Annotated in this window: 27 protein-coding genes; 15 read left to right on the top strand and 12 right to left on the bottom strand. The window is 62.8% G+C overall.

Features of this window, described 5'->3' with window-relative positions; all coding sequences use genetic code 11:
• The 4 genes from pstA to phoB are packed head-to-tail and all read left to right on the top strand — an operon-like array spanning position 1 to position 3,094.
• Positions 1–852 (top strand): phosphate ABC transporter permease PstA, encoded by an 852-nt coding sequence (gene pstA / locus BLS48_RS14500; protein WP_091578612.1) that lies wholly within the window; start codon positions 1–3, stop codon positions 850–852.
• Positions 849–1,652, top strand: coding sequence for a phosphate ABC transporter ATP-binding protein PstB (gene pstB, locus BLS48_RS14495; protein ID WP_091578610.1), 804 nt, complete (start codon positions 849–851; stop codon positions 1,650–1,652). The genes pstA and pstB overlap by 4 nt, the downstream gene beginning before the upstream one ends.
• Positions 1,653–1,677: 25 nt before the next feature.
• On the top strand, positions 1,678–2,385 hold the full coding sequence (gene phoU / locus BLS48_RS14490; protein WP_091578609.1) for a phosphate signaling complex protein PhoU: 708 nt from the start codon (positions 1,678–1,680) through the stop codon (positions 2,383–2,385).
• A gap of 19 nt (positions 2,386–2,404) precedes the next feature.
• The gene (gene phoB, locus BLS48_RS14485; RefSeq protein WP_010911896.1) at positions 2,405–3,094 is read left to right on the top strand and encodes a phosphate regulon transcriptional regulator PhoB; all 690 of its coding nucleotides are present in this window, start codon (positions 2,405–2,407) and stop codon (positions 3,092–3,094) included.
• Positions 3,095–3,110: 16 nt separating this feature from the next.
• On the opposite strand, the gene BLS48_RS14480 is transcribed toward phoB, so the two are convergent.
• On the bottom strand, positions 3,111–4,358 hold the full coding sequence (locus BLS48_RS14480) for an ROK family protein (RefSeq protein WP_091578607.1): 1,248 nt from the start codon (positions 4,356–4,358) through the stop codon (positions 3,111–3,113).
• A 353-nt stretch (positions 4,359–4,711) separates the two neighbouring features.
• Here BLS48_RS14480 and xylF point away from each other — a divergent pair, with 353 nt between their 5' ends.
• From xylF to BLS48_RS14460, 4 genes are all read left to right on the top strand, one after another.
• Entirely contained in the window at positions 4,712–5,752 is a 1,041-nt protein-coding gene (gene xylF, locus BLS48_RS14475) for a D-xylose ABC transporter substrate-binding protein (RefSeq protein ID WP_091578606.1), read from the top strand.
• Positions 5,753–5,896: 144 nt separating this feature from the next.
• Positions 5,897–7,249 (top strand): sugar ABC transporter permease, encoded by a 1,353-nt coding sequence (locus BLS48_RS14470; protein WP_091578604.1) that lies wholly within the window; start codon positions 5,897–5,899, stop codon positions 7,247–7,249.
• Positions 7,250–7,264: 15 nt separating this feature from the next.
• The gene (locus tag BLS48_RS14465; protein ID WP_091578602.1) at positions 7,265–8,062 is read left to right on the top strand and encodes an ATP-binding cassette domain-containing protein; all 798 of its coding nucleotides are present in this window, start codon (positions 7,265–7,267) and stop codon (positions 8,060–8,062) included.
• Positions 8,063–8,316: 254 nt separating this feature from the next.
• Complete coding sequence (locus BLS48_RS14460; RefSeq protein ID WP_091578600.1) at positions 8,317–9,939, top strand: CHASE domain-containing protein; 1,623 nt, start codon at positions 8,317–8,319, stop codon at positions 9,937–9,939.
• Between the two features lie 97 nt (positions 9,940–10,036).
• Here the strand turns inward: BLS48_RS14460 and BLS48_RS14455 are convergent, their stop codons facing one another.
• From BLS48_RS14455 to BLS48_RS14430, 7 genes are all read right to left on the bottom strand, one after another.
• A complete protein-coding gene (locus tag BLS48_RS14455) occupies positions 10,037–10,282 on the bottom strand; it encodes a YMGG-like glycine zipper-containing protein (RefSeq protein WP_091578598.1) in 246 nt (81 codons plus the stop codon).
• Between the two features lie 83 nt (positions 10,283–10,365).
• Entirely contained in the window at positions 10,366–10,692 is a 327-nt protein-coding gene (locus BLS48_RS14450; RefSeq protein WP_091578597.1) for a hypothetical protein, read from the bottom strand.
• 128 nt (positions 10,693–10,820) lie between these two features.
• Positions 10,821–11,000 carry a hypothetical protein gene (locus BLS48_RS14445; protein WP_091578595.1) on the bottom strand — a complete coding sequence of 60 codons (180 nt, stop codon included), beginning with the start codon at positions 10,998–11,000 and terminating at the stop codon, positions 10,821–10,823.
• Complete coding sequence (locus BLS48_RS35670) at positions 10,997–11,140, bottom strand: hypothetical protein (protein ID WP_167365088.1); 144 nt, start codon at positions 11,138–11,140, stop codon at positions 10,997–10,999. Before BLS48_RS35670 ends, BLS48_RS14445 begins: the two co-directional genes overlap by 4 nt.
• Entirely contained in the window at positions 11,137–12,171 is a 1,035-nt protein-coding gene (locus tag BLS48_RS14440; protein ID WP_091578594.1) for a sensor histidine kinase, read from the bottom strand. The genes BLS48_RS35670 and BLS48_RS14440 overlap by 4 nt, the downstream gene beginning before the upstream one ends.
• A 183-nt stretch (positions 12,172–12,354) precedes the next feature.
• Positions 12,355–12,522, bottom strand: a complete 168-nt coding sequence (locus BLS48_RS14435; RefSeq protein ID WP_091578592.1) for a DUF1328 domain-containing protein — start codon at positions 12,520–12,522, stop codon at positions 12,355–12,357.
• A 219-nt stretch (positions 12,523–12,741) separates the two neighbouring features.
• On the bottom strand, positions 12,742–13,536 hold the full coding sequence (locus BLS48_RS14430) for a response regulator (protein ID WP_091578591.1): 795 nt from the start codon (positions 13,534–13,536) through the stop codon (positions 12,742–12,744).
• Between the two features lie 225 nt (positions 13,537–13,761).
• Here BLS48_RS14430 and BLS48_RS14425 point away from each other — a divergent pair, with 225 nt between their 5' ends.
• Positions 13,762–13,965 carry a NepR family anti-sigma factor gene (locus BLS48_RS14425; RefSeq protein WP_091578589.1) on the top strand — a complete coding sequence of 68 codons (204 nt, stop codon included), beginning with the start codon at positions 13,762–13,764 and terminating at the stop codon, positions 13,963–13,965.
• Positions 13,966–13,968: 3 nt separating this feature from the next.
• Positions 13,969–14,520: a sigma-70 family RNA polymerase sigma factor gene (locus tag BLS48_RS14420; protein ID WP_091578588.1), complete on the top strand. Its 552-nt coding sequence runs from the start codon at positions 13,969–13,971 to the stop codon at positions 14,518–14,520.
• Between the two features lie 20 nt (positions 14,521–14,540).
• Here the strand turns inward: BLS48_RS14420 and BLS48_RS14415 are convergent, their stop codons facing one another.
• Positions 14,541–14,921, bottom strand: a complete 381-nt coding sequence (locus tag BLS48_RS14415) for a response regulator (protein ID WP_244529607.1) — start codon at positions 14,919–14,921, stop codon at positions 14,541–14,543.
• Positions 14,922–15,080: 159 nt separating this feature from the next.
• On the opposite strand from BLS48_RS14415, the gene BLS48_RS14410 reads away from it, so the two are divergent.
• From BLS48_RS14410 to BLS48_RS14400, 3 genes are all read left to right on the top strand, one after another.
• A complete protein-coding gene (locus tag BLS48_RS14410; RefSeq protein WP_091578586.1) occupies positions 15,081–15,842 on the top strand; it encodes a Crp/Fnr family transcriptional regulator in 762 nt (253 codons plus the stop codon).
• A gap of 131 nt (positions 15,843–15,973) precedes the next feature.
• On the top strand, positions 15,974–16,300 hold the full coding sequence (locus BLS48_RS14405) for an ElaB/YgaM/YqjD family protein (RefSeq protein WP_091578584.1): 327 nt from the start codon (positions 15,974–15,976) through the stop codon (positions 16,298–16,300).
• A gap of 8 nt (positions 16,301–16,308) precedes the next feature.
• The gene (locus BLS48_RS14400; RefSeq protein ID WP_091578582.1) at positions 16,309–16,767 is read left to right on the top strand and encodes a hypothetical protein; all 459 of its coding nucleotides are present in this window, start codon (positions 16,309–16,311) and stop codon (positions 16,765–16,767) included.
• 37 nt (positions 16,768–16,804) lie between these two features.
• Here BLS48_RS14400 and BLS48_RS14395 read toward each other — a convergent pair whose 3' ends face one another.
• Positions 16,805–18,316, bottom strand: a complete 1,512-nt coding sequence (locus BLS48_RS14395) for a sensor histidine kinase (RefSeq protein ID WP_167365087.1) — start codon at positions 18,314–18,316, stop codon at positions 16,805–16,807.
• Positions 18,317–18,497: 181 nt separating this feature from the next.
• Here BLS48_RS14395 and BLS48_RS35665 point away from each other — a divergent pair, with 181 nt between their 5' ends.
• Entirely contained in the window at positions 18,498–18,671 is a 174-nt protein-coding gene (locus BLS48_RS35665) for a hypothetical protein (protein ID WP_091578579.1), read from the top strand.
• 29 nt (positions 18,672–18,700) lie between these two features.
• Here the strand turns inward: BLS48_RS35665 and BLS48_RS14385 are convergent, their stop codons facing one another.
• A complete protein-coding gene (locus BLS48_RS14385) occupies positions 18,701–19,621 on the bottom strand; it encodes a diacylglycerol/lipid kinase family protein (protein ID WP_091578577.1) in 921 nt (306 codons plus the stop codon).
• 284 nt (positions 19,622–19,905) lie between these two features.
• On the opposite strand from BLS48_RS14385, the gene BLS48_RS14380 reads away from it, so the two are divergent.
• Positions 19,906–21,237, top strand: a complete 1,332-nt coding sequence (locus BLS48_RS14380; protein WP_091578575.1) for a PRC-barrel domain-containing protein — start codon at positions 19,906–19,908, stop codon at positions 21,235–21,237.
• Between the two features lie 37 nt (positions 21,238–21,274).
• Here the strand turns inward: BLS48_RS14380 and BLS48_RS14375 are convergent, their stop codons facing one another.
• On the bottom strand, positions 21,275–22,858 hold the full coding sequence (locus BLS48_RS14375; protein WP_091578574.1) for an alkaline phosphatase family protein: 1,584 nt from the start codon (positions 22,856–22,858) through the stop codon (positions 21,275–21,277).
• Positions 22,859–22,973: the final 115 nt, after the last annotated feature.

Raw genomic sequence — 22,973 nt, 5'->3', positions numbered from 1 at the left:
ATGTCGACAGCCTCATCGCTTCACCAGAGCCGCAAGAGGAAGAATGCCGTGATGATGACGCTGTGCGTCATCGCCGCGGGCATCGGACTTGCCTGGCTGGCGCTCATCCTCGGCGCGCTGGTCTACAAGGGTACCGCCGGCCTGTCCCTCGACGTCTTCATGCAGATGACGCCGCCGCCCGGCGACGCCGGCGGTTTGCTCAACGCCATCTACGGCAGCGTGGTGATGACGGTCATCGCCGTCATCGTCGGTACGCCGATCGGCGTGCTTGCTGGAACCTACATGGCCGAATATGGCCGGTTCTCAAAACTCACCACGGTGGTGCGTTTCATCAACGACATCCTGTTGTCGGCGCCATCGATCATCATCGGCCTGTTCGTCTACGAACTGATGGTGCGGCCGATGGGGCATTTCTCGGCCCTTGCCGGTTCTGTCGCACTCGCCATCCTGGTCATCCCGGTCGTCGTGCGCACCACCGAAGACATGCTCAACCTGGTGCCGAACGCGTTGCGCGAAGCCGGCACCGCGATCGGCGCGCCGCGCTGGGTTGTCATCAAGTCGGTGGCTTACCGCGCAGCCCTTTCCGGTATCGTCACAGGCATACTGCTGTCGATCGCCCGTATCTCGGGCGAGACCGCGCCATTGCTCTTTACAGCGCTCAACAACCAGTTCTGGTCGAGCAATCTCAACGCGCCGATGGCCAGCCTGCCGGTGACCATCTTCCAGTTCGCTCTCAGCCCTTACGAGGAATGGCAGCAACTGGCCTGGACCGGCGCACTCATAATCACATTGACGGTTCTCGCGCTCAGCATCTTTGCGCGCAGCCTGACCGGACGCAGAGAGGACAAATGAGCCAGATGTTGTCTCCAGACATGACGATCGCCGCAGAGGCAACCGCCAAGGCCAAGATCGAGGTCAAGAACCTCAACTTCTACTACGGCCAGAGCAAGGCGCTGAAGGACATCACCCTGTCGCTGCCCGAGCGCAGCGTCACCGCCTTCATCGGACCCTCGGGCTGCGGAAAGTCGACGCTGCTGCGCGTCTTCAACCGCATCTACGAGCTCTATCCGAAACAGACCGCCGAGGGCCAGGTGCTGCTCGACGGCCAGAACATCCTCGACCGGTCGCAGGACCTCAACCTGCTGCGGACAAAGATCGGGATGGTGTTCCAGAAGCCAACGCCATTTCCGATGTCGATCTACGAAAACATCGCCTTCGGCGTCAGGCTCTATGAGAAGATCAGCAAGTCCGAGATGGACGGCCGTGTCGAGCAGGCGCTCAAGCGCGCCGCACTGTGGACCGAGGTCAAGGACAAGCTCAACGCCAGCGGCCTCAGCCTTTCGGGCGGCCAGCAGCAGCGGCTCTGCATCGCCCGCACGGTGGCGGTGAAGCCGGAAGTCATCCTGCTCGACGAGCCGGCTTCGGCGCTCGATCCGCTGTCGACCGCCAAGATCGAAGAGCTGATCGACGAGTTGCAGGCCGACTACACGATCGTCATCGTGACCCACAACATGCAGCAGGCGGCGCGCGTCTCGAAGCAGACCGCCTTCATGTATCTGGGCGAACTGGTCGAGTTCGACCGCACCGAGAAGATCTTCACGTCGCCCCGCGAGAAGCGCACGCAGGATTACATCACCGGCCGCTTCGGCTGAGCTCAGACACACGAGGACTAAGATCATGGGCGAACATACAGTCGCTTCTTTCGACGAGGATCTCGGACAGATCAGCAGGCTCATCAGGGATATGGGCGATCTCGCCGGCTCGATGGTCGGCGGTGCGACCAAGGCGCTGCTGAATTCCGACAACGCCCTGGCGCAGCGCGTTGTCTCCGACGACGCGATCATGGACGCGCGCCAGCGCGAACTCGACGACCGCGCCATCACACTGATCGCCAAGCGGCAGCCGATGGCCGACGATCTACGCCATGTCGTCGGTTCGATCCGCATGGCCGGCGACCTCGAACGCATCGGCGATCTTGCCAAGAACATCGCCAAGCGCGTCGGCACCGTTGGTCTCAGCGTCACGCCTCGCGACCTTTCGCACTCGATCGATGCGATGGCGCAGCTGGTGCTGATCCAGGTGCAGGGGGTGATCGAGGAATATGCGGCGCGCGACGCCGCCGCACTGGCGAAGCTGCGTGCCGACGACGAACGCATCGACGTCAAGTACACGTCGGTGTTCCGCGAACTCTTGACCTACATGATGGAGGATCCGCGCAACATCACCGCGTGCACGCATCTGTTGTTCTGCGCCAAGAACCTCGAACGCATCGGCGATCACGTGACCAACATCGCCGAAAATGCGTATTATGTTTTGACCGGCACGCAACTGCCCGCCAATCGCCCGAAGCAGGACGAGACGGCAATGTCCGCGCCGGCGGCATGACGACAGGGGTGAGCAGCCGATGATCGCGCCACGCATCATGGTGGTGGAGGATGAGGAGCCGCTGGGTGTGCTGCTCCGCTACAATCTGGAGTCCGAGGGTTACCAGGTCGAGGTGGTGACGCGCGGCGACGAGGCCGAGATCCGGCTGCAGGAGAACGTCCCCGACCTTCTGGTGCTGGACTGGATGGTGCCGGCGGTTTCAGGCATCGAACTCTGCCGGCGGCTGAGAATGCGTCCCGAGACCGAGCGGCTGCCGATCATCATGCTGACCGCGCGCGGCGAGGAGAGCGACCGCGTGCGCGGCCTTTCCACAGGCGCCGACGATTATCTGGTCAAGCCGTTCTCGACACCGGAGTTCATGGCCAGGGTCAAGGCGCTGCTGCGCCGCGCCAAGCCGGAAGTGCTGTCCAGCGTGCTCAAGGTCGGCGACATCGTGCTCGATCGTGAATCGCACCGGGTCTATCGCAAGAAGAGCGAGATCCGGCTCGGACCGACCGAATTCCGCCTGCTCGAATTCATGATGCGCCATCCCGGCCGCGTCTTCTCGCGCAGCCAGCTGCTCGACAATGTCTGGGGCGAGACGATCTATATTGACGAGCGCACGGTGGACGTGCATGTCGGCCGGTTGCGCAAGGCGGTCAACAACGGCCGCATGCCCGATGTCATCCGCACCATCCGCGGAGCGGGTTACGCGATCAGGGAAGACTGAACTCCCCTGGTTGAAATCACGCCACGTTCTTGCTGACCAGGCCGGATCTTGTCTGCGCGCCCGGTGCGAAAATCTCCTGGTCGACGAAGGTGAGTGCCCGCATGGCGCAGCCCTCGCGGATCAGCGGCAATTCGTTCGGCTCGGTGTCGAAGGAAATCCATTCCGAATGCTGGCCGCCGGCGGTCTGGGCTATGGCCTCGCGCAATGCCGGCTCGATCAGGTCGAAGGCCGCGGCGCTGACACCGACCATGGCGACGGGCGCCGGATCGATCAGCGCGAACAGGCTGCCGAGACCGTAGCCGAGCGCTTCGCCGGCCTTGCGATAGGCCTCACGCTCGGGGCCTTCGCTGTCGCGCGCCGCGGCTGCCAGCGCGCGCATGTCCGCGTCGCTGACATCGGCAACCGGCTCGGTGTCCTCGCCCAGCTGCCTTGCATTGCGCCAGATGGCGTAGTTGCCGGCATAGGCCTCGACGCAGCCGCGTCGCCCACAGCGGCAGAGCGCGCCCTTCGGCTGGTGGATCATGTGGCCGAACTCGCCGCCCGAGGAATGAGTGCCGGTGAACAACTGACCCTTCAGCACCAGGCCCATGCCGATGCCGTGCGAGAGCAGGATGGCGATGAAGTCATCGCGGTAGCGCTGCGGATCGCGCCAGCGCAACGCCACCGCCATCATGTTGCAGTCGTTCTCCATGGTGGCGGGGATGCCGAACTCGTCCTCGAGGATGTCGGCGAAGGCGATGTCGGTGTGCGGCGTGATCGGCGACCACAGCATGGCACGAGCACGGGTGTCGGTAATGCCCTGGATCGCCAGCGCGATGCGGGCGACGCTGCGAACGTCGAGATCGGGGTCTTCGAGACGGCGCCGCACGATGGCGACGCATTCACCGATCAGTGTGTCGCGCGGCATCGTCAGCGTGTCCAGCCGGCGCTGTTCCTCTGATATCACCTGGCCGGCATAGTCGATGACGGCGACGGACAGGAAGTTCAGCGACAGCACCACGGTCATCACCGCAGCGGCTTCCGCATTGAGGCTGAGGCCGACCTGCGGCCGGCCGCGTTTCAGCGAACCGGCCTCGATCGGCTTGCTTTCGGCCAGGATGCCTTCGCCAATCAGGTCGGAGGAAATCGCAGATATGGTCGAGTGGCTGAGCCCCGTGGTCGCGGCGATCTCGGTGCGTGACGGCTGTCCGGCCCGGCGCACGGCCGCAATCACCATTGCCCGGTTGCGCCGGCGCAAATCGTCGTGGCGGATTCCGACCGACATGCTTTCTCACATCCTCCCGGTCGCCGCGGCCTTTCGTGCCCTCCGAAGGCCGTCGGCGAAGCCTGAAGCGCGTCGCGCCCCAGGTCGTCATTTTCGCGCGTGTCGTTGTTCCCGAAACCGCTGCCCACCATTTGGGCGACACGCGCCAGCCGAATACTGGCAGAAGCGAATTATCCTGTCATTATTTATTCCGGGGCTCGAAAAAAATTCGGAGGGACATCAAAATCCATCAGAATCGATGTTGACAGCGTTCCGGTGTTGGATCAGTATTTTTTCGAGGCTCGAAAAAAAGAGCCTGTGTGCCGGCCTTCGGGTCAGTTTGGTCGCGCCATACGCGGCGCAGGGAGGATAACATGAAGAAATTCACAGCCGCCATCCTGGCGGGTGTCGCCATGTCGCTGACGCTCGTGTCGGTCGCGCAGGCGAAGGACAAGGTCATCGGCGTCTCGTGGTCCAACTTCCAGGAAGAGCGCTGGAAGACGGACGAGGCCGCCATGAAGGCGGCGATCGCGGCCGCCGGCGACAAGTATATCTCCGCCGACGCGCAGTCCAATCCCGGCAAGCAGCTTACCGATGTCGAGAGCCTGATCTCGCAAGGCGCCAACTCGCTGATCATCCTGGCGCAGGATGCCTCGGCCATCGGCCCGGCGGTGCAGAAGGCACTGGACGAGGGCATTCCGGTCGTCGGCTATGACCGGCTGATCGAGAACAAGGATGTCTTCTACCTGACCTTCGACAACAAGGAAGTTGGCCGCATGCAGGCCCGCGAAGTGTTCAAGGTCAAGCCGGAAGGCAATTATGTCTTCATCAAGGGCTCCGGTGCCGATCCGAATGCCGACTTCCTGTTCTCGGGCTCGATGGAAGTGCTCAAGGAAGCCATCGACAGCGGCAAGATCAAGAATGTCGGCGAGGCCTACACGGACGGCTGGCTGCCCGCCAACGCCCAGAAGAACATGGAACAGTTCCTCACCGCCAACGACAACAAGGTCGATGCCGTGGTCGCGGCCAATGACGGCACCGCCGGCGGCGTCGTCGCGGCGCTGACGGCGCAGGGTCTGGCCGGCACCGTGCCGGTGTCGGGCCAGGACGGCGACCACGCCGCGCTGAACCGTATCGCGCTCGGTACCCAGACCGTGTCGGTCTGGAAGGACGCGCGCGAGCTCGGCAAGAACGCCGCCGAGATCGCATCGCAGCTGGCCGACGGCAAGAAGATGACCGACATCGCCGGCGTGAAGGATTTCACGACGCCGGGCGGCAACACCGTCAAGTCGCTGTTCCTGACCCCGGTTGCCATCACCAAGGACAATCTCAACGTCGTCATCGACGCCGGCTGGATCAAGAAGGATGAGGTCTGCGCGGGCGTTGCCGCCGGCACCGTCGCTGCCTGCAACTAAGCCGGGACCGTTCCTGCTCGATATCAACGCCGCGGCCCAAAGCCGCGGCGTTTTCTCAAAAAGATTTGTGTTTCCGCATCGTGCGGATAGCTTCTAGGCTGGTTGCGGCATCCGCGTCAGACGGCCAGCCGGTGGGAGGAAATCATGACCGACACGACGTCCAACCCGCAGGCCGACATCGCGCGTGCGTCGGAGCTCGGCGTGGTTGCCCGGTTCCTCAAGGCAACCGAGATCGACACCCGCATGCTTGGCATGATCGGCGCCCTGCTGCTGATCTGGACCGGGCTGCATGTCATTTCCAGCCTGCGCCTCGGCGTCAATCCGCTCGATTTCGACAGCCGTACCTTTCTCACGCCGCGCAATCTGTGGAACCTGTCGGTGCAGACATCGGCGGTCGCCATCATGGCCTGCGGCATGGTGCTGGTCATCGTCATGCGCAACATCGACCTGTCGGTCGGCTCCGCCGAGGGCCTGATCGGCATGGTGATGGGCTTTGCACAGGTACATTTCCTGGTGCGTTTTGTCGGGCTCGAACTCGGCAATCCCTGGATATGGGTCCTGGCGCTGGTCATCGGCCTGGCGCTCGGCCTGCTGATCGGGGCCTTCCAGGGCTTCATAATCGCCTATCTCGAGGTGCCGGCCTTCATCGTCACGCTGGGCGGCCTGCTGGTTTGGCGCGGTGCCGCCTGGTGGGTGACCAGCGGCCAGACGGTGGCGCCGCTTGACGCAACCTTCCAGCTGATGGGCGGCGGTCCGGCGGGATCGATCGGCGCGACCTGGAGCTGGATCGTCGGTATCGTCGCGTGCCTTGCCGTGGTGTTTGCGCTGTTCAACGGGCGGGTGCAGCGCAAGCGGTTTCGTTTTCCGCTGCGTCCGATCTGGGCCGAGACGCTGCTTGGCGTGGTCACCTGCGCCGTCATCATGGGCGCCGTGTGGCTCGCCAATTCCTATCCCTGGCCGATCGGCATCGTGAACAGATACGCGGCCGCCAACAACATCACCGTTCCCGAAGGCGGCCTGTTCATCGCCCATGGCATCGCCATACCGGTGCTGATGGCGATCGCCGTCGGCCTGATCATGACCTTCATCACCAACCGCACGCGTTTCGGCCGCTATGTCTTTGCCATCGGCGGCAATCCCGAGGCCGCCAACCTCGCCGGCATCAACACGCGCTGGATCACCATGAAGGTGTTCATGATCATGGGCGTGCTAGCGACGGTTGCCGCGTCGATCTCCTCGGCGCGACAGAATTCATCGACCAACGTGCTCGGCACGCTCGACGAACTGCTGGTCATTGCCGCTGCCGTCATTGGCGGCACGTCGCTCGCCGGCGGTTCGGGAACGATCATCGGCGCCATGCTTGGCGCGCTGCTGATGCAGTCGCTGCAGTCCGGCATGGTGTTGCTTGGCGTCGACTCGCCGTTGCAGAGCATCGTCGTCGGTGCCGTGCTGGTCATCGCCGTGTGGCTCGACACCGTCTATCGCAAACGCGTTTAGGGAGGAGAAGCGACCATGGACAAGACCGCTCCCACCGGCACGCCGCTGATCGATATGCGCAACATCTCGATCGCCTTTGGTGGCATTCGCGCCGTCGACGACGCCTCGATCGATCTTTTCCCCGGCGAGGTCGTGGCGCTGCTCGGCCACAACGGCGCCGGCAAGTCGACATTGATCAAGATCCTGTCCGGCGCCTACAAGCGCGACTCAGGGCATATCTTCGTCAACGGCGAGGAGGCATCGATCTCCAACCCGCGCGACGCCAAGAGATACGGCATCGAGACGATCTACCAGACGCTGGCGCTGGCAGACAATGTCGACGCCGCCGCCAATCTGTTCCTTGGCCGCGAGCTGATGACGGCCTGGGGCACGCTCGACGACGTTGCCATGGAAGCCGAGGCGCGCAAGGTGATGGGGCGGCTCAATCCCCGTTTCCAGCGCTTCAAGGAGCCGGTCATCAAGCTGTCGGGCGGACAGCGGCAATCGGTGGCGATCGCACGCGCGATCCTGTTCAATGCGCGCATCCTGATCATGGACGAGCCGACGGCGGCACTTGGTCCGCAGGAAACCGCGCAAGTCGGCGAACTGGTCAAGCAGCTCAAGTCCGACGGCATCGGCATCTTCCTGATCAGTCACGACATCCACGATGTGTTCGACCTTGCCGACCGGGTCTGCGTGATGAAGAACGGCCAGGTCGTCGGCACCGCCCGCACCACCGACGTGACACAGGACGAGGTGCTTGGCATGATCATTCTGGGCAAATGCCCTCCCGGCGCCATTCCTGGACCGGGCGCGCTGAAGATCGCCGCCTAGATCCGGTTCCATCCCAATAGGATCGGGATGGGGCTCTATCCCGGTTCGAGCATGATCTTTCAAAAAAACCGGATTCCACTTTTCGGGATCATGCTCCGGATCGCGGCAAGCAATACCGCCCTGCCAAGACGACGCGGGCCGCTGGTTGCCGCTCACGTGATGTGCCAGCCGTCAGGATGGCTTGGCCTTGCCATTGTGTTGGCACGGCGACTTGCCCATAAAGGTCCGATATTGCCCAGGGACCGCGTCATCCGTTGAAGAAGCTTTTCCCCATCGTCGCGTTCATCGCCGTTGCGCTGATCAGCATGACGATGGCGGGGTTTGCCTATTTCGCGACACAGGAGGCCGCCCGCATCAAGTTCGAAGGGGCGGCCGACGACGCACTCAACCGGATCGAGAGCCGCATCGACCTGCACCTGTCGCTGCTGCGGTCGACGCAGGCCCTGTTCGACGCCCGCAACGGCGACATCTCGCAGAATGAGTTCAAGGCATTCTTCAACGCGCTGGATGTCGACAACAATTTTGCCGGCTTGCGTGGCATCGGCTTTCTCAGACTGGCCAAGGCGGGCGACGAGGCGGCGATCGAACGCGACATCCTGCACGACCATGGCGTCAGCCATCCGGTCTATCCGGACACGACACAGCCCTGGCGCGCGCCCATCGTGCTTTTCGAACCGCTTGATCCGTCCAATCAGACCAGTATCGGCTACGACATGTTCACCGAACCGGTGCGGCGCGAAGCGATCGAAAAGGCAATGTCCGACGATCAGCAGCACGCCAGCGGGCTGCTGCAACTGGGCCAGGGTACGGGCGCCGCTCAGACCTTCACCGGCTTCCTGGTCTTCGTGCGGCTCAATGTCGAAACCGCGCCCGATGTCATCAATGCGTCGAGATCCTCCACTGCCGGCTTTCTCTATGCGGCGTTTCGGGCCCGTGACCTGTTCCAGATCGCGCTCAGCCGCTCGCCGCTGCTGCCGGTCAACACCGAAATCTATGACGGCGCGGTGGATGGCGACAAGCTCCTGTTCCGCTCGGAGACGCCGCCGGCTTCCTCCTTCGGCGACAGACTGCTCGTCACCCGCAAGATCGTGGTGGCCGGCCGGCCGTGGACCGTCCTGTTCCGGCCGACAAGCGCCTTCTCGCAGCCGTCGTCGCGTGCCATTCCGGTGATGCTGGGACTGCTCGGCCTGCTGCTGGCGGGGGCCATCGCGCTGGTGGCGCGCTATCAGGAGCGGGCCTATGAGGCGGCCTCGCGCCTGCACGAAACGACCGAAAAGAGCCTGATCGAAAAAGACCTGATGCTGCAGGAGATGAAGCATCGCATCAAGAATTCGATCACCCGGGTGCTGGCGATCGCGCGCCAGACGGCTTCGCGGGCCACCGACGTCAACGAGTTTTCCTCCTCCTTCTCGGCCAGGCTGCAGGCGATGGCGGCGTCCCAGGATATGCTGACGCGCTCGCGCTGGCAGAAGGCCGATCTCGGCGATCTGCTGCGCATCGAGCTTGGTCAGGTGTTCGGCAAGGAACTGCCCGAAGGGCTGTTGTCGGGACCGGAGGTGCTGCTCGACGAAACCACGACGCAGGCGCTTGGCCTCACGTTCCACGAACTGGCGACGAATGCGTTGAAATATGGCGAAGCGGGCAATTCGGTTGGCGCGCTCAAGGTCGACTGGTCACTCGAAGGGCGCGGAAGCGAGAGGACGCTTGCTCTCAACTGGCGCGAAACCGGGCAGAAGAACTTCGAAGTGCCGGCCACTACAGGCTTCGGCACCAAGCTGATCGACCTGAACGTTACGCGCGAACTGCGCGGCACGATCAAGCGCGATTTTCAAGCCAATGGGCTGAACGTGGAAATAAGAATTCCGCTAACGGGTTGAAAACCTGTTGGCCGGCATCGACGACTATGGCGTCAGGCCGCGAAAACCCGGAGACGGCAAGGCCGGTCTCCGGGTCGACGTTTCGATTATCGCTGAACTAGTTGCAGCGGGCCGTGTAGATCCGGCCGCGATGATCGCGATACTGGCAATAGCCGTTCTGCAGCCTGCGAACGAGCAGGCCGGACCCGGCACCGACAGCCGCACCGATCAGCGCGCCCTTGCCGCCGCCGACCAGGCCGCCGACACCTGCGCCAATCAAGCCGCCGCCAACCACATCCTGCTCGGTCGAGGTGCAGCCGCTAAGGGCAGCTACGGCGAGCACGGCAATAATCATCTTCCGCATAGAGTCACTCCTCACTTTGTGTCCTCACTTTAGCAAGTGCCAGCCGCCATTTAGCACGAAATATCGGCCTTTGCTGCTGGAATTTATTGTTGGCGAAGATAGTCTTTTTCGGGGCGCACGCCGTTCGACGCCACCACGAGGTCGGAAACTGCCAGAGAAGCGTCGAGCGTGCCATCCGAACGTACGTTCCAGACGATCTGATCGTAGTCGTCTTCCAGCGCCGGATCGACGGCAAGGCACTTGGCAATGATGTGCTCGGCCTGCCCTTGCACGTCGCCCATGGCAAACGGCCGCTCGGCAACGCATTGGTCGGCTGTTGCGAAAACGCTTATAGGCACCGGCAATTCATGGCAGTCGGCCATCGTGTTCGAGCAACCGATGACCAGCAACAATGCAGCGATGTGTTCCATGGCGACATGTCCTCTCGCCACAGTAACGGTCCATGGTCGCCAAAGTTCCTGTGCTGCCGGGCCGTCCAGCGAATTAAGAGGCGCGCCGGGCCGCGGGCGCCGCCACGACCGGGTGGCGTTGTGGAATTTCAGTAGGCCAGCGGGAGGAGGACGACCGCGACGATCACCGCGGCGAGAGCCACAGCGACAAGGCGTAGCGAGACGTTAGGAGCAGGAAGTAGCGGCGGCGCGGATGCTTCGGAGTCCTGAAACTCGCCCATCGAAACACGAGCGGCCTGCTCCAGTCTGTTCATGTCGGCAACCGTCAAGGCATTCCTCCCACACCGTCCTGCAAGTCCTGCTGCGGAAATGTCCGGCGACGCTGCAGGTTCCAGCGGTCCCTGGGAAAAACAGCATCTGCTTTCATGGTGAACAGCCGGTTAAGGATCTGACGGGCGCGGGCGCTCATTCCGTCTCGAAATTGCCGTGCGGAACGACAAGGCGGTATTCGAGGCGGCCGGGCCCTATCTCAAGGGTCGCCGTTCCGTTCAGGGACGCGGGCACGACGCGCTCGAGCGCGACGCTGCCGAAACGCTTCTGGTTGCGCTCGATGGTGTCGTCGGCTCCTATCGCTTCGGCCCATGTCAACGCCAGCGTGGTACCGTCGGCCGCGGCCGTCAGATCGGCCGTCACTTCGACGAAGCCGTTTGCCCGCGACAGGGCGCCATAGCTGACCGAATTGACGGCGAGCTCATGCATGGCAAGGCCGATATGGAGAGCGGCGTTGGGATTGAGATAGGGATTTGCCCCGCGGAAGCGCAGGCCGTGCGACGGATCCACTCCGTTCCGGCCGACCTGGCCTGATACCAGTTCGTGAAGTGCCGCGCCTCGCCAGTTGGAGGAGGTTACCAGATCCTGGGACGAGGCCAGCGATTGCAGCCGGCCGCGAAAGCGTGTCAGGAAATCAGTGATGCCATCGGAGTAGCGCCCGGTCTGGGTGGCTATGCTCTGAATGATCGCCAACAGGTTCTTCGAACGATGACTGACTTCGCGCAACAGCGTCGTCAGGGTCTGCTCACGGCGTTTCTGCTCGGTTGTTTCGACCATGGTGGTGACGACACCTTGCACCGAGCCGCCATCGCCATGGTCGGCGTCGACCCACACCTGAAACCAGCGAAAGCCGTCTTCGGCGGGAACACTGATTTCGAGGCGTTGTGGGTTGCCGGATGCGATGACATCGCGCTTGGCCGCGCCGATGCGGTCGGCCTGCGCCGCCGGCAGGACGCCGCTGCCGTCAGTGGTGTCGGAAACCCAGGGTGCGCGCATGTTGCGCGCCCATACCGTTTTCATCTCGCGATCCTGATAGAGAACGGAAATGCCGGCATTGTGCAATGCGTGGAGCAGAGCCCGGCCAAGCTGCATGCCAGTCTCGGCGGGATGCAGGGCGATGACTTCATTGCCCTGCGCGTCGTCTTTCATGTCTCCGGTTTTGGAATGCATCGGTCAACCTGTCCACCCAGTTCAGGCTGAACGGCTCACCGTCAAATGGGTTCCCAAAAGAGGGTTTCCGAAACCAGCCTGCAAAAAGCGGTCCGCCGAGCGGTGTCCTTTGCAGGATACCGCCCGGCGGTGGCTGGAAACCGTTTGAGGGGTGCGGCTTCCAGTGTTCAGTCGCCCTCTTCGTTACGACGCCCGTTTGAACAGGCCGGCGAGAAGCGAGATGATCAGGAAGGCGAGAAAGATGAAAAACAATATCTGGGCTATGCCGGCCGACGTACCGGCGATGCCGCCGAAACCAAGCGCGCCGGCGATGATCGCCACGACGAGAAATACGAGCGCCCAGTAGAGCATGATCCATCTCCTTCGAATGGTGCGATAAAAACGTGGTTAGATGCGGTTTGTTCCACCATTTGCCGAAAAAGACGACCCCCGCTGACCCGTGGCGCCAAGATAAAGATCACGCGCGGGCTCGCACGACCACACCGCCGCCGTTGCCCTGCTTCGGTACGTGGTTCGCTTTTTGCGCGTGCTCGGCAAACGGGGGCGTTGCTGCGGGCAACGCCCTGCGCGCTATGCGGCGGCTTTCGCCTGGCGATCGAAGAAAAGCGCCTGGCTGATCAGCGCCTTGACCATATCGGGATTGAACGGCTTGGTGACCAGGAAGGCCGGTTCGGGGCGTTCACCGGTCAGGAGACGCTCGGGAAATGCGGTGATGAAGATGACCGGCACCGATGTCGACGACAGGATTTCGTTCACGGCCTCGATGCCCGAACTGCCGTCGGCGAGCTGGATGTCGGCCAGCACCATCTTCGGCCGCATCTTGCCGAACATCATCACCGCCTCGGCATGGGTGCGCGCCGTGCCGACGACGCGATGCCCGAGGCTCTCGACCATCTCTTCTATGTCCATGGCGATCAGCGGTTCATCCTCGATGATCAGCACGTCAGTCGCCACCTGACGGGAAATCTCGTTGCTTGCCTGGGCAAGCAGCTCTGAAAACTCCTGGTCGCCGACATCGAGGATCTCGGCTGCCTCGTCCTCCGTGAAACCCTCAACGGCCACCAGCAGGAAGGCCTGGCGGGGCCGCGGCGCGAGCGCATTCAGATTGGCAGCGGCGCGCTGTTCCCATGCCGACTGCGCCTGCTCCTGCGGAACGCGGATGGCCACCGATGTGAAAAGCTTGGCGAATACCTTGTATAATGCGATGCGGTCGTTCGATGCCTCGGGGAAGATGTCGACATCGGCGATGATGGCTTCGAGCATCGCGGCGACCAGCGCATCACCACTCTCCTGCGATCCGGAAACAGCCCGCGAGAAGCGGCGCAGAAACGGCAGGTTTGGTGCGATGGTGGCGGATAAGCTCATGGTAAGACGTCTCCCTCAGAATGACGTGATTGCATAGGTTGCAGGTCAAGCTGATTGCAAGCCCCGATCAAACAACGCGGGTTGCGCGAGAAAGTTCCGGCCTTGCATGGAACTAATGCGCCGGGGCGGCGTTTGAGTTCGGGATGGGCGACTAGACGATGATGCCGCTGGCGTTGTGTTGAGTAATTTTATGAGCGGCTTGGGTGCTGGGAATACAAGGGCGAAATGAAGGATATGACGAAAGATATTCTGGCTGGCGTCGCGGGCAGGCGCCGGGATGGTTCCGGCGACCCGCTTGGGCCGAATTCCGAAATCGGGCGCAAACTCAAACAATATTACGACGAGCTGGTCTCCGACGATGTGCCGGATCGCTTCGCCCAGTTGCTCAGCCAACTGGAACAGGCCGAACCCGCACAGAAGAAGGACTGAGGCATGGCAGCGGTCTCCCAGGGCTTCAAGACCGATCTGCTTGGGGCAATCCCGAGCTTGCGCGCCTTTGCCGTCTCGCTGGCGCAGAATGCCGACAAGGCCGACGACCTGGTCCAGGAAACGCTGGTCAAGGCCTGGGACAAGCACGAGAGCTTCCAGCCCGGCACCAATATCAAGGCATGGCTTTTCACCATCCTGCGCAATGAATTCTATTCGCAGATGCGCAAACGCGGACGCGAGGTGCAGGACAGTGACGGCATCATGACGGCCAGGCTTGCCGTTCATCCGGCCCAGCACGGTCAGCTCGACCTGAAGGATTTTCGCGGCGCTCTCGAACAATTGCCGGAAGACCAGCGCGAAGCCATCATCCTCATCGGAGCGTCGGGCTTCTCCTACGAGGAGGCGGCCGAGATCTGCGGTTGCGCGGTCGGGACGATCAAGAGCCGTGTCAGCCGGGCCCGCACGCGATTGCAGGAGATCCTGAAGATCTCCGGCGAGGACGAGTATGGTCCGGATGCGATTTCGGCCCAGGTAACGGGATCGCCGGCCCACTGACCTGGGCGCGGGATCGTCTTTCAATCAGCAGTACCGAGCCCGCAGGCAGTGGCGACCGCTTGCACGAGGTCTTCACCCGAATAGGGCTTGCCGACCAGCCTGACGCCCGGAAAGGATTCCTTGATTTCATCGGCATCCGAATAGCCCGAAGCAAATACGAACGGGACGCCCGCCGCGCGCAGCCCGGAGGCGAAATCGAGTGTCGAGGCGCCGCCCACCATGAGGTCGACGATGGCCGCGTCGAATTGCGTGGCGACCTGCCGGTCATCGATCTCGGCCAGATCGCGGGCGATCACCACCTCGCCAGCGCCATGGTCGCGGCAAAGCTGCTCGACATCCATGGCGATGAGAAATTCATCCTCCAGGACCAGAATCCGCAATCCGTCAAGCAAAGGGGGCACAGGCAAGGACTCCTTGAAACACCCGGAGTCATGATCGTTATTTGGCAAGCTGTCATTTAAAAAAGACATGTGGTCGAGAGCGGAACCTCGACCCTTGCAACGCGTTTGAAGCTCAGCCCCTCTCTGCTCCAAAGAGCGGGCTTTCGAAGAGGGGTCGAAATGTCGGGCCAGAACGGTCGCGCTGTCTCCAGCCGTCAGTATCCTTGCGAGAAATGCCCGTTGCGGCCATTGCCGGTTTTTCGCGAGTTCGAAAAGCAGGAACTGTCCTTCATCAGCACATTCAAGAAGGGCGAACTCTCGGTCGACAAGGGCGCCACGGTGCTGGTGGAGGGCAGCCATAGCGCCCATCTCTACACCGTGCTCTCCGGCTGGGCGTTCCGCTACAAGCTGTTGCGGGATGGTCGCCGCCAGATCCTCAACTATCTCATGCCCGGCGATCTGATCGGCCTGCAAGGCAGTGTGATGGGCGAGATGCAGCATTCCGTCGAAGCCCTTTCGCCAATGCTGCTTTGCGTTTTCGAACGCGAGCATCTCCATGAGCTCTACCGCAATCACCCCGGGCTGGCCTACGACATCACCTGGATCGCATCGCGCGAGGAGCGCATGCTGGACGAGAACCTGCTCAGCATCGGCCGCCGCAGTGCGATCGAGCGTGCCGCCTATCTCATCGCCTTCATCGGCAGCCGGGCCAAGGTCGTCGGGCTGAACGGCAAGCAATCCATTCAGATACCGGTCACCCAACAACACATCGCCGATACGCTTGGCCTGTCGCTGGTTCACACCAACAAGACGATCCGCAAGCTGATGGATCGCAAGCTGGTCGTCTGGCGTGACGGCGGTTGCGAGGTCATCGACAATGAAGGACTCAAGAGGCTCGCCGGCTGGGACGGGCTGGGCGAGGCGCGCCGGCCGCTGATCTGACGATGCACCTTTTTATCAAGGGGTTGGCGCATCAAGGTGCGCGCGCCCGCGTTTTCAGGTACTTTGTCCCAGTCTCGGAACCTTGAGACGTGCGGTGCGTTTGAAATCAAGCAATCACAAGGAGTTAAGCAATGGCAGCTACCGCAGGGAAGACCGCAAGCGAAGGCCGGGCGAGTGCGGATCTCGAAGCCGATATCAAGCAGTTGAAGGCCGATATCGAAAAGCTCACGAAGCAGTTGGCCAAGACCAGCGAGCACGGCTATGGCACTGCCCGCCGCGCGGCCACCGAAGGGGTCGAGCAGTTGCGTGCCCAGGGTGAAGCCGCGTTTGACAGCCTGCGCAGCAACGCCAAGGACATCGAAGCACAGATGATGGCAAGCGTACGCGAAAAGCCGGTAACATCGCTGGCAATCGCCGCCGGCGTCGGCTTCCTCTTCGCGCTTCTCGCGCGTCGCTAGTCCCGCCGATGGGACTGCTGGTATCCCTGCTCTCGGGTTTCGCCTCGGGTGAAACCGCAGCCGCCATGCGCCGCGCGCGCACGGCGGCCATCATCTATGTGCTGGCCACGCTGGCAGCGCTCTGCGGTCTCGGCTTTCTGGTCGGCGCGGCCTATATCTGGGCGGCGGCCCGCTACGGATCGCTGGCGGCAGCACTTGGCTTCGGCGCCGGCTTTCTGATCATCGCCGGGCTGATCCTGTTGATCCATCAGCTGATGTCTGGCGCCCGCGCCCGCCGCGAGGCGAGACGACGCAACGCCGACATGAAGATGATCGGCATCACAGCCGCGCTCGCGGTGCTGCCGGCGCTGCTCAAGGGAAAAGCCGGTCTCGGCCTCATTCTGGGTCCGGCGGCGGCGCTCGTGGCCTACGCCATCTACCGCGAAAACGTGAAACCCGATGATCCGGATGAAGGCGAACGGAGATAACCGAAAACCGGTTTCCACTTTTCGGGATGAAGCTCTGTCACTTCGACAGATCTTCCAACGGCATGGATATTTCGGCAAACACGCCTTCCGGCCGGAACTCATGCGTCACTTCGCTCGAGATGACCTTGGCAAGGCTGCGGCGGATCAGGATCGAGCCGAAGCCGTGTCGCTCGGGCGGGGCAACCTCGGGGCCGCCGCTTTCGCGCCACGTCAGCACAAGGCGTCTGTCACCCTTCCTGCCTTGCGCCTTCCAGTTCAGGTCAACCTTGCCGGACGCCACCGACAGCGAGCCATATTGCAGCGCATTGCTGGCCAGTTCATGCAGGATCAGGCCCAGTCCGACGGCCTGGTCGGGCGATAGCAACAGGTCGGCGCCGGAGATCGTCATGCGCGGCTGCTCGGCGGTGTCGAAAGGCTTCACCTCGATCTGGACCAGTTCGCGGATGCCGATGCCGCGCCACTCGCGGTCGGACAAGAGATTGTGGGCGATGCCGAGGGCCTGAAGCCGGGCGCCGAAGGCCTCGAGGAACTCGCTCGGTTGGCGGGCGTGGCGCACGGTCTGCGTCGCCAGCGCCTGGACGGTCGCCAGCGTGTTCTTGACGCGGTGGTTGAGCTCACGCAGCAGCAGCCGTTGCCGCTCGTCGCCAAGCTTGCGCTCGGTGATGTCATAGTTGACGCCGAAGATCAGCGTCGGCTTGCCGTCGCCATCGCGCTCGATGACACGACCGCGCGTGGCGAGCCACCGCGGTGGATGAAAGCCCTTCACCCGGTATTCGCCGAAATAGTCGTCGCTGCCGGTCAAGGCATCGCGAAAGCGGGTTTCGGTCTGGTAGACGTCGCGGGGATCGATGGCGGTGAGGATGTCGCGCGCCCGCAGCCGGTTCGAGCGCGGCAGGTTGAACAGCTCCGACAGCAAGGTGTCACATTCGATGATGTCGCTGCGGATATCCCACGCCCAGCTGGCCAGCGACGCCGCATCGAGCGCGATGGCGCGCCGTTTCTCCTCGCGCGCCAGCGCTGCCTCGGCGATGGCGCCGCTGCGGGTCGCGTCCTTCAAAGTGAACAGGCTGCCGGCGAGGCCGGCGAGCGCCTTCAACTGGTCTAACTTCGCGCGGGATGGAAAGACATGCGGCTTGCGGTCGAGCACGCACAGCGTGCCGATCCGGACGCCAGCCACGATCATCGGCGCGCCCGCGTAGAAGCGGAGATGATGCTTGCCGGTGACCAGCGGGTTGGCCTTGAAACGTGGGTCGACCGTTGCATCCGCCACCACCATCGGCTCGTCGCCAGCGGCGATCGCATGGGCGCAGAAGGAGATGTCGGTCGCGGTTTCGGTCTCGTCCAGGCCGATGCAGGACTTGAACCATTGCCGCTCGATGTCGACGAGCGTAACCAAAGCGATAGGTGCCCGCATCACCGCAGCGGCAAGGCCGCCTATGCGGTCGAAATCCGGATCGGCCGCCGTGTCCAGCATCTGCAGCCCGTGCAACACGGCCAGCCGGTCCTCGTCCTTTACCGCGCGTACAACTTCGGCCGGCAAACCCGGCACTGTTTTCGTCCTGCTATTCACCCAAGTCCCCAATGCCCGCCCTGGTCTTCGCCGCCGCCTCGCCGGTCCGCCAGCCCCGCGCCGGCCCGCCGGCCCGGAACCATCGTAGCGAGGAACCGTTACCCGACCATGTTGTTTTGCCGGACGCGCCAGCTGGCGCAAAACGATCCGAGGGCCGACCATGATCAAGATTATTCCTGAGGACAAAGCCCGTCAGGGGCGTTGGGGCCGACACGGCCTGCGCATTCTGATCGCAGCGTTGCTGCTGGCCTTCGTAGCGTGGGGCGCCGCCGAGATTTATGGCGAGTTGATCAAGAAGGACACGACCCAGCAGGGCAATGCTCCCAGCGAGTAGGGTGTCGGCTGCAATGGGCTCAGATCGCATCAGGCAGCCTTTGCCTCGGCGACGCTGGCCGGCACCAGGACATTCAATGCGCCAGGCTGGATCTCGATCGTCGTCTCGCGGTCAAGCCTGACCAGTTCACCGTCCATGACGGCGCGGAATTTCCTGATGCCCGAATGGATCTTCAGGACTGTTCGGTCAGCCTGATGGATTTCGACATGCTCGTTGTCACGCCATTTGCCGCGCGCCACGTTGAAGAAGAATTTGACCAGTTCGGCGCGCTGCCGCGCCACGGTGACGTAAACGCCAAGCACGCCACCCGCCGGGTTGTCGGCGTAAGGCAAGTGACCTTCGCCGAACAGATTGTTGGTGATGCCGATGCCGGTTATGCGGGCCGTCATCTCGGCTTCGCCGATGCCGAGCGTCACGTTCATCGCCGGTGGGTTGTTGATCGTCGCCCAGGCGGCCTTGGCCGAAGCGCTGATCTTTCCGAGGCGCGAGCCGAATTCCATCCCTTGGCGCAGTTGCACCATCCTGGCATGCATGCCGATCGAGAACTGGTGGACGAAGGGCCGGCCGTTGGCCGTGGCCATGTCGACCGCGATGATTTCGCCGTCGGCAAAAGATTTCAGCGCGGCATCGAGGGATTGCGGAATGCCCAGCCCGCGCGCGAACAGGTTCATGGTGCCGGCTGGCAATATGGCAAGCGCCTTCTTCTTGCCCATCAGCCGGGCGGCTGCCGCAGAAATGGTTCCGTCCCCGCCACCGGCCAGCACGACATCGACGGAGCGGCGCGAAGCAGCATTGTCGAGCGCTTCGACCACGTTCTTGCCGGTAACAATATCAATGACGAGAGAGTGGCCTGCCGTCTCCAGGTACTGGTGCATCCTGTCGGAAAAGGCGGCAAGGTCGGTGGTGCGCAAGGTGCCGCCGTCCCGGTTCAGCACCGCTGCGAATTTCATGCCCAGCTCCGCTTTCTCAGCCCAATTCGGGCCGGGACACGCCCAGCCGCAGGCTGAACGCGGCGAAGGAAGAAAAGTTCCGAGGAGGCCTCGCAATTCGGCGGAGTGTATTTTGACCGACGCGCAACTGTCGCGCGTTCTGGTCACGAAACCGGCAGCGTTTTTGTCGGAACAACAGCATGGTCACGACGTTGTGAACTCGTACAAGATGCCGCGTCCGATCTTCCCAGGGACAGTTCAACCGGGCGCGGCGTGCACGAAATCACGCACGAGGAGAGACTATCATGACCCGCAATCTCTTAGCCACGACAGCACTCATAGCGCTGATCGCGACCGGGGCCCATGCGCAGAGTGCGACAACGCCGGCGCCCGCGCAGACCCCTGCCGTCCAGGAGCCGGCCGCTGCTCCAGTAGCGCACGCCGAAGGCAGCATCGTCACCAATATCATCGGCGAATCCGTCTACAACGGCACCGGCGATGACGCTGAGGACATCGGCAAGGTCAGCGACGTCGTCTTCGACAAGGATGGCATGGCGAAATCCGTCGTCATCGGTGTCGGTGGCTTTCTGGGTGTGGGAGCGAAGAATGTCGCTTTCGACTATGACAAGTTGCAGTGGGCCGAGAAGAACGGCGATCGCTGGCTGGTTGCCCAGACGACCAAGCAGGAGTTGACGGCGCAGCCCGAGTTCGACAGCAAGCCGTACGGCCCGGCGCCAGCGCCCGCGGCGTCGACTGATGCAACGGCTCCGACGCAGCCAGCGACAACGGACACCGCACAGAAGCCCGTCGACATGAATGCGGCCACGGCCGAGCCCGTGAAGCGTGCGGATGGCAATCTGGCCACCAACATCATCGGCGAAACCGTGTATAACGGCACAGGCGATGACGCGCAGAATATCGGCAGCGTCAACGACATCGTGCTGACGAGGGAAGGCAAGGCGCAATCGCTGGTCATTGGCGTCGGCGGCTTCCTTGGCCTCGGCGCCAAGAACGTCGCCTATGACTTCGGCAAGGCCCAGTGGGCCGAGAAGAACGGCGACCGCTGGTTGGTGGCACAGACCACCAAGGAAGAATTGCTGGCGCAGCCGGACTTCAATCGCAAGGCCTATGATCCGGCGCCGGCAACGACGGCGTCCAATGAGCCGGCAGCAACCGCACCGGCCGCTGCACCGTCCAACACCACGGCTCCCGCTGTCGCCCCCGCCAAGACGGCTGAGGCTCCGGCGGCCCCTGATGCCTCGGCTCCCGACCAGACGCAGACGGCAGCGATCGACAAGTCGACCTTGACCGAGATGCCTGTTGGTGAGATTCGCGGCGATGACCTGAAGGGCACGACTGTCTATGGCGCCAATGACGCCAAGGTCGGCGAGATCGGTGATGTCGTATTGACGCCCGATAACAAGACCGATGCGGTGATCGTCGATGTCGGCGGCTTCCTCGGCATCGGCGAGAAGGAGGTCGCGGTTGGCATGGATAACCTCAAATTCATGACCGACAAGGATGGCAACAAGTACCTCTATACGACCTTCACCAAGGAACAGCTGGAGGCTCAGACCGCCTACGACAAGGGCAGCTATGCGCAGCAGCGCGACCAGCAGCGCTTGATCGTTCGATAGGGCAGTAGTAGTAGGCAGTAGGCAGTGGGGTAACCCTCTAGCTGCCTACTGCCCAAGTCCCTATTGCCTTACTGACATAGCCGGCAACCCCATGTTCGGTCAGTTCGGCGAGCGCCAGCGACTGATCGAGATGTTCGGCCCGCCAGGCAAGAAGCCTTTCCGCGAATTCAAGCCGCACCACGAGGTGCGCGGGGTCGGCGGCGAGATTGTTCAGTTCCCCTGCGTCTCTTTCCAGATCGAACAGCAGCGGCGGCAGGCCGCCGCCGAAATGCACATATTTGAACTTTTCGGTGCGGACGACGGCGAGATTGCATTGGCGTGATGCGATGCCGAAATGCCGTTCGGCCTCGCCGTCGGCGATCGAGCGGAAATCGAACTCCCAATGCGCGGCGTCGCGCCAGCCTTCCGGTTTCTCGCCCTCGATGAACGGCTTCAGCGAGTGTCCGTCGAGGTGCGGTGCAGGATCCTCGCCGAGCAGGTCGAGCAGGGTCGGCACTATGTCCACCGCTTCGGTGAAGCGATCGATGCTGGCGCCGGCGGTGTTGCCCCGGCGCGGGTCGCGGACGATCAGCGGAATGTGGTAGCTGCCGTCGAAATAACCGCCCTTGCCGAGCATGAAATGGTCGCCCATCATCTCGGCATGGTCGGAGGTCAGCACGATGATGGTGTCCTCCCACGCGCCCGCGGCCTTGACCGCTTGCCAGATGCGGCCGAGCTGCGCGTCCATTTCGGAGATCATGCCGTAATAGATCGCGCGGATGCGGCGAAAGTCGTCGTCGCTCCAATCGTGCACCTTGCCCGCGACACCAGGCCGGAACTTCGTCCGTTTCTGCAGGCTGAGGTCATAGGCGAGATAGGGATGGCTCTCCGCCTCCGCCTGCCAACTTGCCGCACGCCGGAAGGCGGGACCGTCGGCTGGATCATAAAGGGTGTTGTATGGCTCCGGCACGATGAAGGGCGGGTGCGGGCTGATGAAGGAAAGATGGGCGAACCATGGTGCATCCTGCTCCTGCTCGCCAAGCCAGCGAGAGAATTCGCCGGTCAGAAAAGCGGCCGGGGTCTCGTCCCTGGAATAGACGGGTGGTGCACTGCTGACCCTGGCGTCGGCCTTGCCGCCGTCGTGCACCGGGCGATGGATGTCGGGCGATCCGGCGCTGGCATCGATGCCCCGCTGCTTCAGCCAGGACAGCCACTGCTTCTGATGCTCAGGCAGCAACTGGCGCACCGTGAATCCAGGCAGCACGCCTTCATAGCTTTGCAGCCGTGGGTCGCCCGGCGCCAGCAGGCGCGGATCGAGCGACACATCGGTGTAGCCGAACAGCGTTGGATCATAGCCGAGGCTCCGGGCATGCAGCGCGATGTTGCCGTGACGGGCATCGAGCGGCGTGCCGTTGCGGCAGACGCGGTTGTTCATCTGGTAGAGGCCGGTATAGAGACAGGCGCGGGCCGGCGAGCAGGGCGCAGCGCCACCATAGTGCCGCCTGAACAGCACAGCCTCGGCCGCCAGCGCGTCGGCGTTCGGCGTCTTCACAACCGGATGGCCGGCGACCGACAGGCAATCGCCGCGCCACTGGTCGCAGGTGATCAGGAGAACATTTGGGCGCCTGCCTTTTCCAGTCACTCGCGATACCTTATCCCTGCATGGTCGAACGCCGCTCATGGAACCGAATTTTGGCGTCGGCGCAAGCCCGGACCTGTTATTGGATTGGTGAACAAATTCCTGTTGATTGTTCACC

Origin of the sequence: Mesorhizobium qingshengii, from assembly GCF_900103325.1 — a bacterium.
Lineage (GTDB): Bacteria > Pseudomonadota > Alphaproteobacteria > Rhizobiales > Rhizobiaceae > Mesorhizobium > Mesorhizobium qingshengii.
The sequence above is the reverse complement of the archived record's forward strand: the minus strand, read 5'-3'. Positions and strand labels throughout refer to the sequence as shown.